Genomic DNA, 16,481 nt, shown 5'->3' on the forward strand with positions numbered 1-16,481 from the left:
ACGAACTAAGTTATCCTAGCGATGCAAACCACGCAATTTTGCCCGATGCGCGTGCGTCCGCGCGGCGAATGGGCGGCAAGCGGCTTCTCTCGATGAGCACAAACTCGCAATCGCAGGCGCCGAAACGTCTCGTGCTGGTGACGGGCGGCGCGGGCTTTATCGGATCGCATCTGGTGGACGCGCTGGTCGCCGCCGGGATGCGAGTGCGGGTGATCGACAACTTCGCCACCGGCCGGCCCGAGTATGTGAACCGCGCGGCCACGCTCATCGAAGCCGATATCCGCGACGCGTCATCGATCGGCGATGCTTTCGACGGTGTCGATACGGTATTCCACGTCGCCGCGCTGCCGCGCATTCCGCTTTCGATCGCGAAGCCGGTCGAAACGCACATGACCAACGTGGTTGGGACGCTGAACGTGCTGATCGCGGCGCGCGATCGGAAAGTTCGGCGCGTCGTGTACTCGGGATCGTCGTCGGTGTACGGCGAGCAGGCGAAGATGCCGCTGGTCGAGACGATGACGCCGAATCCGCTCAATCCGTACGCGCTGCAGAAGCATGTCGGCGAGCAGTACGCGCGGATGTTTCATCGGTTGTTCGGGATGCAGACGATTACGCTGCGCTACTTCGGCGTGTACGGTCCGCGAATGCCAGACGAGGGATCCTACGTGCTGGCAATCGCGGCGTTCCTGAAGGCGCGTCGCGAGGGGCGCGCGCTGGAAATTCACGGCGACGGCGAACAGACGCGGGATTTTACGCACGTCAGCGACGTGGTGTCGGCGAACCTGCTCGCGATGGACTGCGAAATAGCCGACGGGCGGGCGATAAACATCGGGCGCGGCGAGAACGTCAGCGTGAATCGGATTGCGGCGATGATCGGCGGAGCGACAGTCCGCCGCGAAGCGCGCGCCGGCGAGATGCGCGATACGCTGGCGGATCGCACCCAAGCCGAGCGGGTGCTTGGATGGCGTCCGCGCGTGTCGATCGAGGACGGGATCGCGGATTTGCTGAAGTGATATTGCACAGCGCCGATCGGAAATCCGGCCGGCGCTGTGCGCATGGCGCGATTGAACGGCGCGCGTTCAGTCGAACATCAGCACCGTGCGCGCGACTTCTCCGGCCTTCATCGCGCGGAACGCCTCGTTGACGTCCTCGAGTTTGCCGCGGCGCGTGATCATGTCGTCGAGGTCGAGCCGCCCTTGCTGATAGAACTCGATGATGCGCGGCATGTCGATGCGGAAGCGGTTCGAACCCATGAAGCATCCCTGGATGCGCTTCTCGAACAGGAACGAGAAGCCGTCCACTTCGACTTTCTGCCCGAGCGGAACCATCCCGACAATCGTGGCGATGCCGCCGACGCCGATCGATTCGTAAGCCTGCTCGGCGGCCGCCTTGAGCCCGATCGCTTCGAACGAGTAATCGACACCGCCGCCGGTGAGCGAGCGAATCTGGCTGACCGCATCGCCCTTTGACGCATCGATGGCGTGAGTCGCGCCGAGCTTTTTGGCCAGCTCGAGCTTGGTGGGGAACTTGTCCACCGCGATGATCATTCGCGCGCCCGCGATTCGCGCGCCCTGGATGATCGCGAGGCCGACTCCGCCCGCGCCGAACACGGCGACGGTCGATCCCGGCGCAACTTTCGCGGTGTGAAGCGCGGCGCCGACACCGGTCATCACGCCGCATCCGATCAGCGCGGCGCGATCGAACGGCACATCGTTGGAAATCTTCACCAGCGCATTTTCGTGCACCAGCATCTTTTCGGCGTATCCCGACAGGTCGGCGAACTGACTGACCGGCTTGCCGTTCTGCGAGAGGCGCGGCGGGTCGCTGGCGGCGCGCTGGGTGGCCTCCTTGTTAGAGCAGAGGTTGGGACGGCCGGACATGCATTCCTCGCAGTAGCCGCAGAACACTGACAGGCACGCGATCACGTGGTCACCGGGCTTGAGGTACGAGACCTGCGAGCCGACTTTCTCGACGACGCCGGCGGCCTCGTGGCCGAGGATCGCAGGCGTCGCCCAAAAGTACAGCCCGTCCACGAAATGAAGATCGCTATGGCATACGCCGCTGGCGACCGTGCGCACGACGACTTCGCGCGCTTTGGGTTCGTCGATATCGACCTGCTCGATCGTGAGTGGCTGACCGGGACCGTGGAAGACAGCAGCTTTCATCTGGATTGCTCCTCTTTTCAGTGAATCCGCGCTAGTTGAACATCAACACAGTGCGCGCGACCTCGCCGGCCTTCATGGCGCGGAACGCCTCGTTGACGTCCTCGAGCTTGCCGCGGCGGCTGATCATGTCGTCGAGATTGAGGCGCCCCTGCATGTAGAAGTCGATGTAGCGGGGCATGTCGATGCGGAATCGGTTCGAGCCCATGTTGGAGCCTTGCAGCTTGCGCTCGGTCAGAAACATGTAGCCGTCGATCTCGACCTTCTGGCCGACGGGAATCATGCCGATCACGGTCGCAGTGCCGCCGGCCTTGAGCGAGTTGAACGATTGCTCGGCGGCCTTCTTGAGTCCGATCGCTTCAAAAGAGTAGTCAACGCCGCCGCCGGTCATTTTTCGGATTTCATCGACGGGATCGCTGCTGGACGCGTCAACGGTGTCGGTCGCGCCCATCCGCCTGGCCATCGCGAGCTTGCCCTCGAACATATCGACCGCGATTATTTTGCGCGCGCCCGCGATCCGCGCACCCTGGATCGCGGCGAGTCCAACGCCGCCCGCGCCGAAGACCGCGACCGTCGAGCCGGCTTCGATCTTCGCGGTATTGAGCACCGCGCCGACGCCGGTGGTGACGCCGCATCCGATCAACGCCGCGCGATCCAGCGGCAGGTCCTCGCGAATCTTCACCACTGCATTCTCATGCAGCAGCATCTTCTCGCAGTAAGACGAGATGTCCAGGAACTGAAAGACCGGCTTGCCCTTCTGCGAGATGCGCGGTTTGTCCTGGGGGTTGCGCTGCGTGGCGGCCTTGTTCGAGCATCGATTCGGATGGCCTGACATGCATTGCTCGCAGTTGCCGCAGAACACCGACAGGCAGCAGATCACGTGATCGCCGGGCTTCACGTAGGTTACCTGTTTGCCGACTTCTTCGATGATTCCGGCGGCCTCGTGGCCGAGCACCGCGGGCGCAGGGTACGGGTATAAGCCGTCAACGAAATGCAGATCGCTATGGCATACGCCGCTGGCGACGGTTTTGATCAGGACTTCGCGGTCCTGCGGCTTGTCGAGTTCGACGTCCTCGATGCTGAGCGGCAAATTGGGCCCGTGGAAAACGGCGGCTTTCATTCTGAGTGCTCCTTGAGTGTGGCGATAGTATTGGCTGCACGCGCGGGCAACGAAAAACGAAACACGAAAAACGAAAAACGAGAAACCAAAAACGTCCTGCACCGCGCGAGCGCCGTGATAATTACCTTACTACCACACTGGCGGCGCATTTCCAGTGCGGGACTTCCAGGCGCCGATGGACGGAACTACGGAAACATCGCCGGCCGGGCTGCGCCCGCGAACGGAACGCCCACGAGCCGGGCGGCAGGTGAGTTCGCGCGCGCGTACAGCCGGGCCGTGTCGTCGCTATAGATGAGCCGCCAGTCCTCGCGCGAGTCCATCAGCTTGCGCGCCCCGATGTCCGGCGGAATCAGCACGAAGTCGGTCGGAAATTTGGTCAAGGCCGCATCGGCGCCCGCCTGGTTGTAGGTGAACACGAAAAACTTTTTCAGCACAGCTTGCGGATAGACCGTGTCGTAGCGCCCGTCCATGAATACTTTCGAGTCCGGCCCCAAGTGCCAAATCAGGTACTCGCCCCATGAAAACAGCCCAAGCACGTTGCCCTTGAGATCGCGATCCTTCATGAACGCGCAGGCACTGACGGGATAAGGATCGAAGGACGTGAGCCGATTCGAGAAGAGACCGCTGGTCCACAGGATTGCCAGCGCGAGCATCGCAAGTATCGCCTGGTTAAGCCGCGACGAGGGCCGCGCTGCTCGAGGATCGTCGCGAATCGCAGGCCATCGGCGCTCGAGCGCTCGCGGCAGATGACGCGCGAGTGGCGCGGCAATCGCGATAACCGCAACTGGTAAGTTGCGCACCGAAACGAACGCCGCCGCGGACATCACGGCTGCTATCGCGATCAGCGGGAGATCGTCCTTCGATGGGCTCAAGATGAACGAAACGGCCAACGCCGCCATCGGGACAATCCCGAGCACCAGGTAGATCGGGCCGACCGCCTGGGAATGCCAACTCGCGACGATTGCCTTCAAAAGCGGCTGCCAATCGACCATTACGATCCGCGTGTACGGATTGAACAGCGCATGAAGTACCGCATGCCATGCGCCGACTCCGTATGGATTCGCCAGCGTCGCGAGCGTCGATAACGCCGTAATCGCACCGAGCCGAAGTGCGCGTGCGAGGCCGCGGTGATTGACGACATCCTGCACGCCGGACACGGCGCTATAGATTGCGAGCGTCGCGATTCCGAGGATGAATCCGCCGTGCAGATTGGCCGACACTGCGAGCATCGGAACCGCCAGCCATAGCGGCGCGGCGCGGCGGCCATAAACCTCGCGCGTGAGCATATAGATGAGCGCGCTCAGCAGGACGAAACTGAAGATCTGCGGCCGGAATTGCACATACGACGCGATCGCCAGGGCAGAAACCAGCAGGATTGCGAACTGGATCAGCGGCGGCGCGCCGGTCTCGCTTTCCGAAGCGGCGAGGAAGACAACGATCAGGGCCGCACACCCAAGTTTCATCAGCTTGAGGCCGAAGACTCCCAGATGATTGTAGAGCGTCCCCATTATCAACTCGCTCGACCATTCGTGATTGAGCCACAGATGGCCCGGTGCGGAATATGAATACGGATCGCGCCACACGATGTGTCCCGCGTTGAGCACGGCTTGCCCGAAGCGGACGTGACCCCACAGATCCGGGTCGGCGAGGCGGTTCAAGTCGGCGATGGCAATCGCGACCAGGATCAGCGCCGGAGAGTAGCGAAACAGCGACGCGACGGCGGGCCGTGCGGGCTGCGACAATTCGGAAGGAGGGGAGGATTCAGGCGTCACGATGGCTCCGGCGTCAGGCTTCAAGGAAATTGCCGGTGATGGATCGGTCCCGACTCGGAAACTGCTGGAATATTCGCGGCGTCGGAACCCTTGCGCGCGTACAACACGGCGACCGGATCTGAGTAAATGAGCCGCCAATCGCGCTGGGAAGCCATCAGCTTTACGGCCGGCAAACCTCTCTGGACCAAAACGAAATCATTCGGATACGCCGCCAGCGTATGCGATCCACCGGTCAGGTTGTTGGCGAACTCCAGATAGTCCTGGAACACTGCGGGAGGATAGGCCAGGTCGTAGCGGCTGTCGATGAAGACTTTCATGCCTGGCGCGCCATGCCAAATGACGTACTGACCCCATGCGTACTGCGCCAGCACGTTCCCGGTGAGCCGGTGGCTGTTCATGAAGTTGACGGCATCAACCGGATTGTCGGATGCGTCGATGCCGGGCGACAGAATTCCGCTGTACCGCGCGAGCCCGATGGCGGCGACCGCGGCGAGGATTTCAATGACCAGTCGACCTGCACGCGGCATCGCTCGAGCGCCGGGAGCGTGAGCGGCGGCGGTGACCTCGCGCGGCCGCACGAGCAAGCCCAGGTGGTTCGCAAACACAGGCGCGATCGCAATCGCCGCGATCGGAATGTTGCGGACGGCCGCGAAGGCTGCCGCGAGCATTACGGCGGCGACCGCGACCAGCGGCGCGTCCGCAGCTTTCGGCTTAAGAACTACTGATACGGCAGCGGCGGCAAAAAAGAAAAACACCAGGACGAAATACCTCTTCTCGACGCTCCCGCTGTGCGCGGTCGTCAGATCAACCATCAGCGGTTTCCAATCCATAATCGCGTAATGCGTCATCGGGTTCAGGATCGAGTGGATCAGCGTGTACCAGGTGTCGCGCGCGGGCGGGATTAGAAACGTGCACAAAGTAGATGCGGCAGCGGCGGCGGTAATCGCAACAATGCCAAGCCCGCGACGCGGACCGTGGCCCGCAAGGATGTCGGACAGGAGGATAGTTGCTCCATACACGCCGATCGCAACGAAGCCTATAAAAAATCCGCCGTGAAAATTGCTCCAAATCGCGACGATCGGAATCGCAATCCAGAGCCTCGCGGAACCGCGCCAGTTGTGACGGGCAAGCAGCGCGATAATCGCTGACAGCGCGAAGAAGTCGAATAGCTGCGGCCGAAACTGCATCACCGGCGCCAGGATCAGCGCCACGACCAGCAGGATTGCCGCCTGCACGAACGCTGGCGCCGCGGTTTCGGACTCAGCGAGAACAATAAAGCAGATAGTGCCAACCGCGCACACGAACTTGAGCAGCTTCAGGCCGAACGGGCCGAACTTGTCGAACATCGCGGCCATCAGGACTTCGCTCAACCATTCATGACGCAGCCACGAGTAGCCCGGCGCCGAATACGAATAGGGATTGCCGCGCGGCAGCGAGCCATGAGCAAGGAGCTCGCGGCCCCACAGAACGTGTCCCCACAGATCGGGATCGCTGAGCTGGCGTGCGTCCGCAATCACGATCGCGAACAGGATCAGTGCCGGGGAGTAGCGCAGCAGCGAGACGCGAGCGGGATTGGCGGCCACCATGGTATCCCGTTATACACGCGCGCCGAAGCAGATCGTATCGCTGCCGAGCCGCGCCCCGCGGACTACGGAAACATCGCCGGCCCGGCTGTGCCCGCGAACGGAACGCCATCGAGCCGGGCAGCAGGTGAGTTCGCGCGGGCGTACAGCACGGCGACCGGATCTGAGTAAATGAGCCGCCAGTCGTGCCGGGAAGCCATCAGCTTCGCGGCCGGCGAACCTCTCTGGACCAACACGAAATCATGCGGATACGCCGCCAGCGTATGCGATCCGCCGGCCATGTTGTTGGCGAGCTCAAGGTAGTCGCGGATCACCGCGGCGGGATAGCCCTCGTCGTAGCGGCTGTCGATGAAGACTTTAGTGCCTGGCGCGCCATGCCAAATGACGTACTGGCCCCATTCAAAGGTAGTCAGCACGTTTCCGGTGAGCCGGTGGCTGTTCATGAAGTTGATGGCATCGGCGGGATTGTCGGTTGCGTCTATTCCGGGCGACAGAATTCCGCTATACCGCGCGAGCCCGATGGCGGCGACCGCGACCAAGATTTCAATGACCAATCGGCCCGCACGCGGCATCGCTCGACCGCTCGAAGCCGGTGCGGCGGCGGTGACCTCGCGCGGCCGCACGAGCAAGCCCAGGTGGTTCGCAAACACCGGCGCGATCGCAATCGCCGCAATCGGGATGTTGCGGACGGCCGCGAAGGCTGCCGCGAGCATTACGGCGGCGACTGCGACCAGCGGCGCGTCCGCAGCTTTCGGCTTAAGAACTACCGATACGGCGGCGGCGGCAAAAAAGAAAAACACCAGGACGAAATATTTCTTCGCGATGCTCCCGCTATCCGCAGTCGTCAGAGCAGCTATCAGCGGTCTCCAATCCGCAACCTGACTGCGCGTCATCGGGTTCCGGAGCTCGCTTATTAGCGAGTACCAGGTGTCGCGCGCGGGCGGGATCAGAAACGTGCACAAAGTGGATGCGGCAGCGGCGGCGGTAATCGCGACAATGCCAAGCCCGCGGCGCGGACCGAGGCCCGCAAGGATGTCGGACAGGAGGGTGGTTGCTCCATACACGCCGATTGCGACGAGGCCTATAAAAAATCCGGCGTGAAAATTGCTCCAAATCGCGACGATCGGGATCGCAATCCATAGCGGCGCCGAACCGCGCCAGTTGTGACGGGCAAGCAGCGCGACAATCGCCGACAGCGCGACGAAATCTAACAGCTGCGGCCGAAACTGCACCATCGGCGCCAGGATCATCGCCACCACCAGCAGGATTGCCGCCTGCACGAACGCCGGCGCCGCGGTTTCGGACTCAGCGAGAGCAATAAAGCAGATAGTGCCGGCCGCGCAGGTGAACTTGAGCAGCTTGAGGCCGAACGGGCCGAACTTGTCGAACATCGCGGCCATCAGGACTTCGCTCAACCATTCATGACGCAGCCACGGGTAGCCCGGCGCCGAATACGAATAAGGATTGACGCGCGGCAGCGAGCCATGAGCGAGAAGCTCGCGGCCCCAGAGAACGTGTCCCCAGAGATCGGCACCGGTGTGCTGGAGTGCGTCTGCGATCACAATCGCGAGCAGGATCAGTGCCGGGGAGTAGCGCAACAGCGAGACGCGAGCGGGATTGGCGGCCATCATGGTATCGGGCTAGGCGCGCGCGCCGAAGCAGATCGTCTCGTTGCTGAGCCGCACGACGCCGTCCGCTGCCGCATATTCCCGCGCGGGCCGGCCTTCCGCCGGCTTTTCATTTTTCAAATCGCCGGGATTCTGAAGGCTCATCGCAAGTTCACCTTCGCAGAACCGTTACGCCGCGCAGCCGCGCGACGACCTCCGGATATTCCTTTCTATATGACCGGGCGGCATCCGGCGCGAGGTTCTGACGCCCAAGAATCAACACGGCAGGCGCCGATGCTGACGCGCCGTAACGAACCGCGCGATCGAGTTGATCGGCGGGGAGATAATATCGGACGACTTCGATCGCATACGCCGGAACGACGGTCATGACCTCGCCGGGTTTGAGCGCGGAGGAGGCGGCCGCAATTGCTTCGCGATACTGCGCGTCGTGCGGCTTGCGATCGTACGAAACGATATGGCCGGCGGAGAATGCGACTGCGAGCGCGAGCGCGCCGATGCGGACGAGATCGCCGGGCAGCTCGAATATCCCCAGCGCGACGAAAATGAAAAACGGAACGAAGCACGACAGCGCGTAACGCTCGACGAACACCGGCGCGATCGTGTATGACGCGGCAACCATCACCACCGGCGGCGCCCACATCCAGAGGAGCGCGAAGCCGACGGCGTCGTGCGCGCCGCGGCGCCATCCGCGGACCGCACCCCAAATCGCAAGCGCCGCGAGGATCGGGAACGCGAAGCTGCCGGTTGCTTTATTGAATAGCGCGAAGGGCGCGTATAATGCCGGCGGCCTGCGCCATCCGCCGACGCTCCCGGCCGAGGCCGCGCGCAGAGAAGAAAAAAGCCTCGGTACGAGAATCAATCCTGCCGCCGCGAGCGCAATCGCGATCGCCCACCCGCGCCGCGCCTTCGCATTATCCGGGCGCCATCGCGCGCGCGCTACTACATTCAGCAGCCACAAGCCTTCGCTCGCGGGCACCAGCAATGCGGCGAAGTTCGAGGCGATCGCAATTGCCGTCAGAACCAAGAGTGCCGCGTAATTCGCGAGACCGCCGACGCGAAGCGCGCGGAGGAACATCGCTACTTGCGCGAGAACCGCCGCGAGCATCAGCGGATACATCCGCGCCTCGCGCGAGTACTTGATCGTGACGAGGTTCACGGCAAAGACCAGTGCGGCAAGCCCGGCAATTATCCTGACGTCGTCGCTGGTCAACGCCGATTCTCTTTCAGACCCGGGCGCGAACAGTTCGCAACTGACAAGATAAACCAACAGTATCGACACGACGCCGAAGGCCGCCGACATCGCGCGCATCGCGACCAGGCTCGATCCGAAAAGCGCGATCCATCCATGCAGCATCAAGTCATGTATCGGCAGCTCGCCGGGATTGAGCGCCGGCTGGCGTGCGATCACTTCGGCGGCGGTCGGCGCGGAGGCGGCGGCCCATGATGCGCCCTCGTCCGCCGACATCTCGAGCGCGCCGAGATTGTAAAAGCGCAGGGCACCGCCCGCGGCGAGAGCGACGAGGAGCAGGGTGAGACTCAGCGCACGGGCCGAAACGATCGGGCGGGGTGTCGTTTGAGCGTGCGGATGATCGCGTAGTTGATCGCGCTCACCGGCTTTGGGAGCGGCCGTCAGAGACCTTTCCTTAGCTGCGGCGCCGGACGAAAGCCCACCGTGCGAGCCGCCGGAATGGTCATTGGCGCGTTCGTGCGTGGATTGAAGCCGGCGCGTGCGCGGCGCCGGCGCACGGAAAAAGTGCCGAAGCCGGGCACCCAGAAGCGCTTGTCCTTGCGAATCGAACGCGCAATTTGTTCGAATGCGAGGTCCAGGGTAGTGGCGACCAGTTTTTTGGGCTGATCGGTGGACCGGGCGATCGTGTCAATCAGTTCGGCTTTGGTCATCGACAAGGACCTCCACAAATTCCTATAGCCGAAGTGCGCGCGGAGCCATAGCCGCAGGCGGTTCGATTTGATTGCGCTCGATCCACCCGTCGATCGCCGCCAGCGCACGCGTACCCATCTCGATTTTCTTCTGACGGCCTCGCGCACGGATCTTCAAATCAGGCATCAGGCCGTAGTTCGCGTTCATAGGCTGGAAGTCGCGCCGCGCGGGATCGGTGATATAGGCGATAATCGATCCGAGCGCGGTCTCGGGCGGCGCAACGATCAGTTCGCGACTCATAACCAGGTTGGCGGCGTTGATTCCCGCCAGCAATCCCGCGGCGGCGGACTCGACGTAGCCTTCGACCCCGACCATCTGGCCGGCCAAAAACAAATCGTCGCGCGCCTTGAGCTGAAGTGTGGGACGGATCAGGCGTGGCGAGTCGATAAACGTGTTGCGATGGATCGAGCCGAGGCGCACGAACTGCGCCTTGCCCAGTGCGGGGATCATTCGCAGCACGCGGAGCTGCTCCGGATACGTCATCTTGGTCTGGAATCCGACCATATTGTACAGCCGGCCGGCGGCGTCGTCCTGCCGCAGCTGCACGACCGCAAACGGCCGGCGCCCGCTGTGCGGCTCTGAGAGCCCGACCGGACGCATCGGACCGAATGCGAGCGTCATCGGGCCGCGGCGCGCCATTTCCTCAATCGGCATGCATCCTTCGAAATAAACCGGCTTCTCGAATGGGTGCAGTTCGATTTTTTCAGCCGCCACAACCGCCGCGACGAAGGCGTGGTACTGAACATCGGTCATCGGGCAGTTGATGTAATCATCGCCGCCCTTGCCGTAGCGCGAGGCTTTGAACGCCACGGCCATGTCGATCGAATCGGCGGCGACGATTGGCGCGATCGCGTCGTAGAAATACAAGTTGCGCGCACCGATCAGGCGGTTGAGCGACTCGCCCAGCGCCGGACTGGTCAGAGGACCGGTGGCGAGAATGGTCAGCCCGGCGGGTATCTCCGACGCCTCGACGCGTGAAATCTCCACCATCGGATGATCCTGGAGCGCCACGGTGATGGCGCGCGAGAAGTCATTGCGATCGACGGCGAGTGCGGAACCCGCCGGCACCCGCGCGCGATCGGCGGCCGCAATCACCAGCGAGCCAAGCCGGCGCATCTCTTCTTTGAGCACGCCCACGGCGGTCTCCATCGAATCGTTGCGCAGCGAGTTCGAGCACACCAGCTCCGCGAAATCCGCCGTCCGATGCGCTTCGGTCATTTTGACCGGCCGCATCTCGACCAGCCGCACGGCAATACCCCTGCGCGCGAGCTGGTAGGCGGCCTCGCTGCCCGCGAGTCCCGCTCCGACAACGGTTACCTGGCTTTCACTCATCGGGAATTGCCGCCTGAACAGGAGTCTGGATGCGGTGAGCCGCGATCGTGGTGTTTTTTTGACTGGTCGAATAGGGCCGGGGAGAGCAATTTATACCATTAGTTGTGGTTTTGGGACGGCTGCCCTCCAGGGCTAGCTTTGTTCCGTCAAAAATTATTTCTGCCGGAAACAGACCTCGCCCGATTTTGGGCGAGCCGAGCGAGTACGGGACATCCTGGCGGTTGACCATAGCGTACGCATAGCACATCAAATCCGCTGGGGGGCAGGCTGAATAGTTCATCCGCAGGGGTGACCCCTGCACCCAATGTTAAGGCCGCGCTCCGTTGTCGCGCGCGGCCCCTGCCAACGGCTTTAATACTGCGCTGCCGTCGCCACGGCCAGGGCGGTGCCGGCTTTTCGACGGTGGTGTGAACCAGCGCGGATCGACACATCCGCGCGAATCCGACGCAGTGAAACAGTGAAAAAGCGAAATGGAGGCGCTACGCGGGAAGCGTCGAGGCTGGCGCAGGCGCGGCCTGCTCGGCGGCGGGCGCGGGAGCTTTGTAGCCGCATTCCTTGTTGGCGCATTGCCAGGTGATGCCGGTGCGCTTCAAGTTCTTCTCGACCATGTAGGTTGCGCCGCAAGACGGGCATGGATGCGGGACGACTTTGTCCCAGGCTGCGAATTTACATTTCGGATAGCGGCCGCATCCGAAGAAAATTTTTCCGCGGCGGCTGCGACGCTCGAGGATTTCGCCTTCCTTGCATTCCGGACACGCGACCCCGGTCTTCGACGGCGCCGACTGCAGGCGCTTGATTCCGTCGCACTCCGGATACCCCGAGCATCCCAGGAATTCGCCAAAGCGTGAGCGCCGCTTGACCATCGGCTTGCCGCACTTCTCGCAGACTTCATCGGTAGGCACCGGCGCCGACGGAGCTTTGAGCGTGATAGTACCCTGGTCGTCGCGCGCGATCTCTCCGGTGTTGGTGCATTTGGGGTAGTTCGAGCAGGCGACGAACTCGCCGTTGCGCCCCCATTTGATCACCATGTCGCCGCCGTCGAGCTCGCATTTAAGCCCGGTGGGCAAACCCTTGCGCTTGACCTCGGGCATTTTATCCTTGGCCTCGGCAAGGTCCTTCGCGAACGGGCCGTAAAAGCGCCCGAGCGTCTTGACCCAGTTCTCGGCGCCTGCTTCGACCTTGTCGAGATCCTCTTCGAACTGCGCGGTGAAGCCGGATTCCAAAATGTCGGGAAACGCCTTGACCAGCATGTCGTTGACGACCCGTCCAAGCGAGGTCGGACGCATCCGCTTGCTCTCGTCTTCTTCGACGTACTCGACCTTCAGGATGCTCGTCATGATTGCGGCGTAGGTCGAGGGACGCCCTATGCCCTGCTCTTCGAGCTCCTTGATGAGCGTGGCCTGGGTGAAGCGCGGCGGCGGCTGGGTGAAATGCTGCTCGGGTTCCAGCCCGAGCAATTTGAGCGTCTCGCCTTCGCTGAGCAGCGGCAAGGCGCCTTCTTCGTCATCGCCCGAGGCATCGTCCTGGCCTTCGATATACACGCGCATGAAGCCGTCGAACTTCATCACTTGCCCGGTCGCGCGGAAGATCGCGTGGGCCGATTCGATGTCCACGGTCGTGCGGTCGTACACCGCCGGGGTCATCTGGCTTGAGACGAAGCGATTGTAAATCAGCGTGTAGAGCGCGAGCGCATCCCGGTCGAGGTAGCGGGCGATCGACTCGGGGTCGCGCTCGACGGCGGTCGGGCGAATAGCTTCGTGCGCGCCCTGCGCCTGCTTGCCGGATCGATAAAAGTTTGGCTTGTCGGGAACGTACTCCTTGCCATAGCGCGAGCCGATATGGTTGCGGACGGAGTCGAGCGCCTGCTCGGAAACGCGCGGCGAGTCGGTGCGCATATAAGTGATAAGCCCGACCGCGCCCTGCTCGCCAAGCTCGACGCCCTCGTACAGCTTCTGCGCGATCTGCATCGTGCGCCGCGGCTGAAAGAAGAGCTTGCGCGAGGCCTCCTGCTGAAGCCGCGAGGTGATGAACGGGGGCGTCGGACTGCGGCGGACTTCCTTGCGCTCGACGCTTTTGACTTTGAACGGCGCCGCCTCGACGGCCGCCATGATCGCGCGCGCCTCGGCCTCGGCCAGCTTGCGGGATTTGTTGTCGATGCGGTCGTCCTTGTAGCTGAAGAGCCGCGCCTTGAACGGCGGCGGATTCTTGCCGGAAAGGCGGGCGTCGAGCGTCCAGTACTCTTCGGCGCGGAATGCCTCGCGCTCGCGTTCGCGATCGACGATTATCCGCAACGCAACCGATTGCACGCGCCCGGCGCTGATCCCGCGCTTGACCTTGTCCCACAGCAGCGGACTTATCTTGTACCCAACCAGCCGATCGAGCACACGGCGCGCTTGGTACGCGTCGAACAGGTGATGATCGAGGTCCGAAGGATTGGCGACCGCCTGCTTGACGGCGGCGGCGGTGATTTCATGGAGCAGTACGCGGCGGACGTTGGACTTGGTCTTGCCGAGGTGTTCGGCGATGTGCCACGCAATCGCCTCGCCTTCGCGGTCGGGGTCGCTGGCGAGGTAGATATTCTCCTTGCCCTTGGCGGCGCTCTTGATCTCGCCGATTACCTTCTCTTTGCCCTTGATTACCACGTAGTCGGGAGCGAAATCGTGCTCGACATCGACGCCCAGCTTGCTTTTGGGCAGGTCCACCACATGCCCGACCGAGGGCATGACCTGGTAATCGCTACCGAGGTAACGCTTGATGGTTTTCGCCTTTGCGGGCGATTCGACGATTACAAGATTTTTAGCCACCGATTTAGGCGCCTCCAGCTCCCATTCCCCACCCATTCCCAGTGAGGCAAGAGCTACAGCCTGCCAGACTTATGCAAGCGAGAAAAGCTTGCCCGGATGCTGGGTAACGCGACCCTCGAGTTCCAGTTCCAGCAATAACCTAAGCACGGTTTGGGCATTTAGCCCGGAGGACTCGATGATCGAATCAACGTGGAGCCTTTCGGATTCTTTTAGATTACCTAAGATTGCTGTAGCTTCATCAGCTACTATTTGGAGAGTCTTGGCGCCTTTGGCCGACTCGGCAATGTGAGCGACTTCAGCTCTCGTGTCGGACGCTACAGGCGTCGGAGCCCGTTCTGCCGGCTCGTTGGGCAGGCTCCGGGTCGCCACCGGTCTGCTGGCCATCTGAGGCGCCAACTCCTCGATCACGTCCTCGACGCATTCGACCAGCTTCGCGCCATCCTTCAGCAGGCGATTGCTGCCTCGCGTTTTGCCGGAAAGCGGGCTGCCGGGAACGGCGAACACCTGGCGATCTTGTTCGAGCGCCATCCGTGCCGTGATCAGCGAGCCGCTCTTTTCAGCCGCCTCGACGATTACGACGCCAAGGCATAGGCCCGACAGGATGCGGTTGCGAGTTGGGAAGTTCTCCGCCAGCGGCGGCGTTCCAATCGGGAGTTCACTGATGAGAGCGCCGCCGCCGGCGAGGATCGCGTCGGCCAGCTTGCGATGCTCGGCGGGATAGATGACGTCAACGCCGCATCCCAGCACGGCGAGCGTTTTGCCGTGCGCGTCGAGCGCTCCCTGGTGCGCCTCGCCGTCGATTCCACGCGCCAGGCCGCTGACTATAGTGAAGCCCTTGGCCGCGAGCTCGAGGCCGAGCCTCTGCGCCATCCGCCGGCCGATATCGCTGGCCGCGCGAGCGCCGACGATTGCGATGCAGGCGGGATCGCTGAGCTGGGCTGGGCCGCGCACGAACAGGAACGGCGGCGGGTCGGCGATTTGGCGCAAATTTGGCGGATAGTCGGCGTCAGTCCATTTGACCAGGCGCGCGCCGATGTTGGGCAGCTCGCACAGCTCTTTCTCGAGCGGTTCGAAGTCGCGAAACTCGGCGATACTGCGCGCGGTGTTGCGCGGCACGCCGGCGGCTGCGATCTCGCCGGAATTGAGCTGGAATATTTTTTCGGGCGAGCCGAACTTTTCGATCAGCAGCTTGCAGGTTCGCGGACCGACTCCGCGAGCGCGTCTCAATGCGAGCCAATATGCGTCTGGTGACGGCATCGCGCACCACCCGCGACAATCGCGCGGCTTCCCTTCGATGGACCGCCCGCGATTTCGCGCGGTGATATAAGTAAGTTGTTCTTAACGCCGAAGATTCGCAACCTGATCATCAAAGCGGCGGATTCGCGCGACGGGCCGCCGGAGGCGTCGCCGCGGCCGCGTTTTATTGATCGTGCGAAAGCAATCGCATAAGTTACGCACAACCGTCTCATCTGATATTATTACACACCGGCCGTCGTTTTTTGACGGTTGACGGAGGACGAAGTATTGGGCGCTACAGCACTTGCAACGAGGGATTTCACCACAATGTCTGCGACTGAGAAGCAGATTCTTATCTTTAGCTTCTATCGCGACGCCGAATTGCGGGGGGCGCGGTTACTCTTCAATCTCCTGGGACACATGAAGGACGGCGAGTCGCTGCTCAAGATGACGGCTCATCTCGCCGACGAAACGCGCCATGCTTATCTATGGACCAAGCGAATCGCGGATCTGGGCGGCGCTCCGGTCCTTATCGACGACGGCTACCAGCGCCGGCTCGGACTTCGCACCGGCGTGCCCAAAACGATTATCGATCTGCTCGCATTGACGGTCGTGGTCGAAGAGCGCGCGCAAAGCCGTTACAACGCGCATATCGCGCTGCCCAACGTCGATCCGGAGACGATGGAAGTGCTGAAGTCCGTCATGAAAGACGAACCGTGGCATCTGTCCTGGATCGAAAAGGAGATGCACGAAATCGCCCGGGAGCAGGGCAACGAAGAGCAGGCGGACAAGGCGCTCGCTCGCTACCGGGCGATCGATCGCGAAGTTTACGCCACGCTGGCCGCGGACGAAGCCGAACTGCTGCGCGCATAGGCGCGTGCGCGGCCAACCCGATCATTGTGCGT

General features: G+C 62.5%; 13 protein-coding genes. 2 read left to right on the forward strand and 11 right to left on the reverse strand.

Annotated features, from left to right (window positions below; translation table 11 throughout):
• Positions 1-92: 92 nt before the first annotated feature.
• On the forward strand, positions 93-1,013 hold the full coding sequence (locus VIO10_RS00735) for an NAD-dependent epimerase/dehydratase family protein (protein WP_331957977.1): 921 nt from the start codon (positions 93-95) through the stop codon (positions 1,011-1,013).
• 66 nt (positions 1,014-1,079) lie between these two features.
• On the opposite strand, the gene VIO10_RS00740 is transcribed toward VIO10_RS00735, so the two are convergent.
• The 11 genes from VIO10_RS00740 to dprA all read right to left on the reverse strand — a co-directional run bounded on the left by VIO10_RS00740 (position 1,080) and on the right by dprA (position 15,597).
• Positions 1,080-2,165, reverse strand: a complete 1,086-nt coding sequence (locus VIO10_RS00740; protein ID WP_331957979.1) for a Zn-dependent alcohol dehydrogenase — start codon at positions 2,163-2,165, stop codon at positions 1,080-1,082.
• A 31-nt stretch (positions 2,166-2,196) separates the two neighbouring features.
• Complete coding sequence (locus VIO10_RS00745) at positions 2,197-3,282, reverse strand: Zn-dependent alcohol dehydrogenase (protein ID WP_331957981.1); 1,086 nt, start codon at positions 3,280-3,282, stop codon at positions 2,197-2,199.
• A 185-nt stretch (positions 3,283-3,467) separates the two neighbouring features.
• Positions 3,468-5,054, reverse strand: a complete 1,587-nt coding sequence (locus VIO10_RS00750) for a hypothetical protein (RefSeq protein WP_331957983.1) — start codon at positions 5,052-5,054, stop codon at positions 3,468-3,470.
• Positions 5,055-5,074: 20 nt separating this feature from the next.
• Positions 5,075-6,637 carry a hypothetical protein gene (locus VIO10_RS00755; RefSeq protein WP_331957985.1) on the reverse strand — a complete coding sequence of 521 codons (1,563 nt, stop codon included), beginning with the start codon at positions 6,635-6,637 and terminating at the stop codon, positions 5,075-5,077.
• 65 nt (positions 6,638-6,702) lie between these two features.
• A complete protein-coding gene (locus tag VIO10_RS00760; RefSeq protein WP_331957987.1) occupies positions 6,703-8,265 on the reverse strand; it encodes a hypothetical protein in 1,563 nt (520 codons plus the stop codon).
• Between the two features lie 12 nt (positions 8,266-8,277).
• Entirely contained in the window at positions 8,278-8,409 is a 132-nt protein-coding gene (locus VIO10_RS00765; RefSeq protein ID WP_331957989.1) for a hypothetical protein, read from the reverse strand.
• 7 nt (positions 8,410-8,416) lie between these two features.
• Positions 8,417-9,730 carry a hypothetical protein gene (locus VIO10_RS00770; RefSeq protein WP_331957991.1) on the reverse strand — a complete coding sequence of 438 codons (1,314 nt, stop codon included), beginning with the start codon at positions 9,728-9,730 and terminating at the stop codon, positions 8,417-8,419.
• A 164-nt stretch (positions 9,731-9,894) separates the two neighbouring features.
• Positions 9,895-10,164 carry an HU family DNA-binding protein gene (locus VIO10_RS00775; RefSeq protein WP_331957993.1) on the reverse strand — a complete coding sequence of 90 codons (270 nt, stop codon included), beginning with the start codon at positions 10,162-10,164 and terminating at the stop codon, positions 9,895-9,897.
• A 22-nt stretch (positions 10,165-10,186) separates the two neighbouring features.
• Positions 10,187-11,536, reverse strand: a complete 1,350-nt coding sequence (gene trmFO, locus VIO10_RS00780) for a methylenetetrahydrofolate--tRNA-(uracil(54)-C(5))-methyltransferase (FADH(2)-oxidizing) TrmFO (RefSeq protein WP_331957995.1) — start codon at positions 11,534-11,536, stop codon at positions 10,187-10,189.
• Between the two features lie 479 nt (positions 11,537-12,015).
• Positions 12,016-14,340 (reverse strand): type I DNA topoisomerase, encoded by a 2,325-nt coding sequence (gene topA / locus VIO10_RS00785; RefSeq protein ID WP_331957997.1) that lies wholly within the window; start codon positions 14,338-14,340, stop codon positions 12,016-12,018.
• A 69-nt stretch (positions 14,341-14,409) separates the two neighbouring features.
• Positions 14,410-15,597: a DNA-processing protein DprA gene (gene dprA, locus VIO10_RS00790; protein WP_331957998.1), complete on the reverse strand. Its 1,188-nt coding sequence runs from the start codon at positions 15,595-15,597 to the stop codon at positions 14,410-14,412.
• A 306-nt stretch (positions 15,598-15,903) separates the two neighbouring features.
• Between dprA and VIO10_RS00795 the strand changes: the two genes are divergently transcribed.
• Positions 15,904-16,449, forward strand: a complete 546-nt coding sequence (locus VIO10_RS00795; protein ID WP_331958000.1) for a ferritin-like domain-containing protein — start codon at positions 15,904-15,906, stop codon at positions 16,447-16,449.
• The last annotated feature ends 32 nt before the right edge of the window (positions 16,450-16,481 follow it).

This window comes from Candidatus Binatus sp. (assembly GCF_036567905.1).
In the GTDB taxonomy this organism is placed as follows: domain Bacteria; phylum Desulfobacterota; class Binatia; order Binatales; family Binataceae; genus Binatus.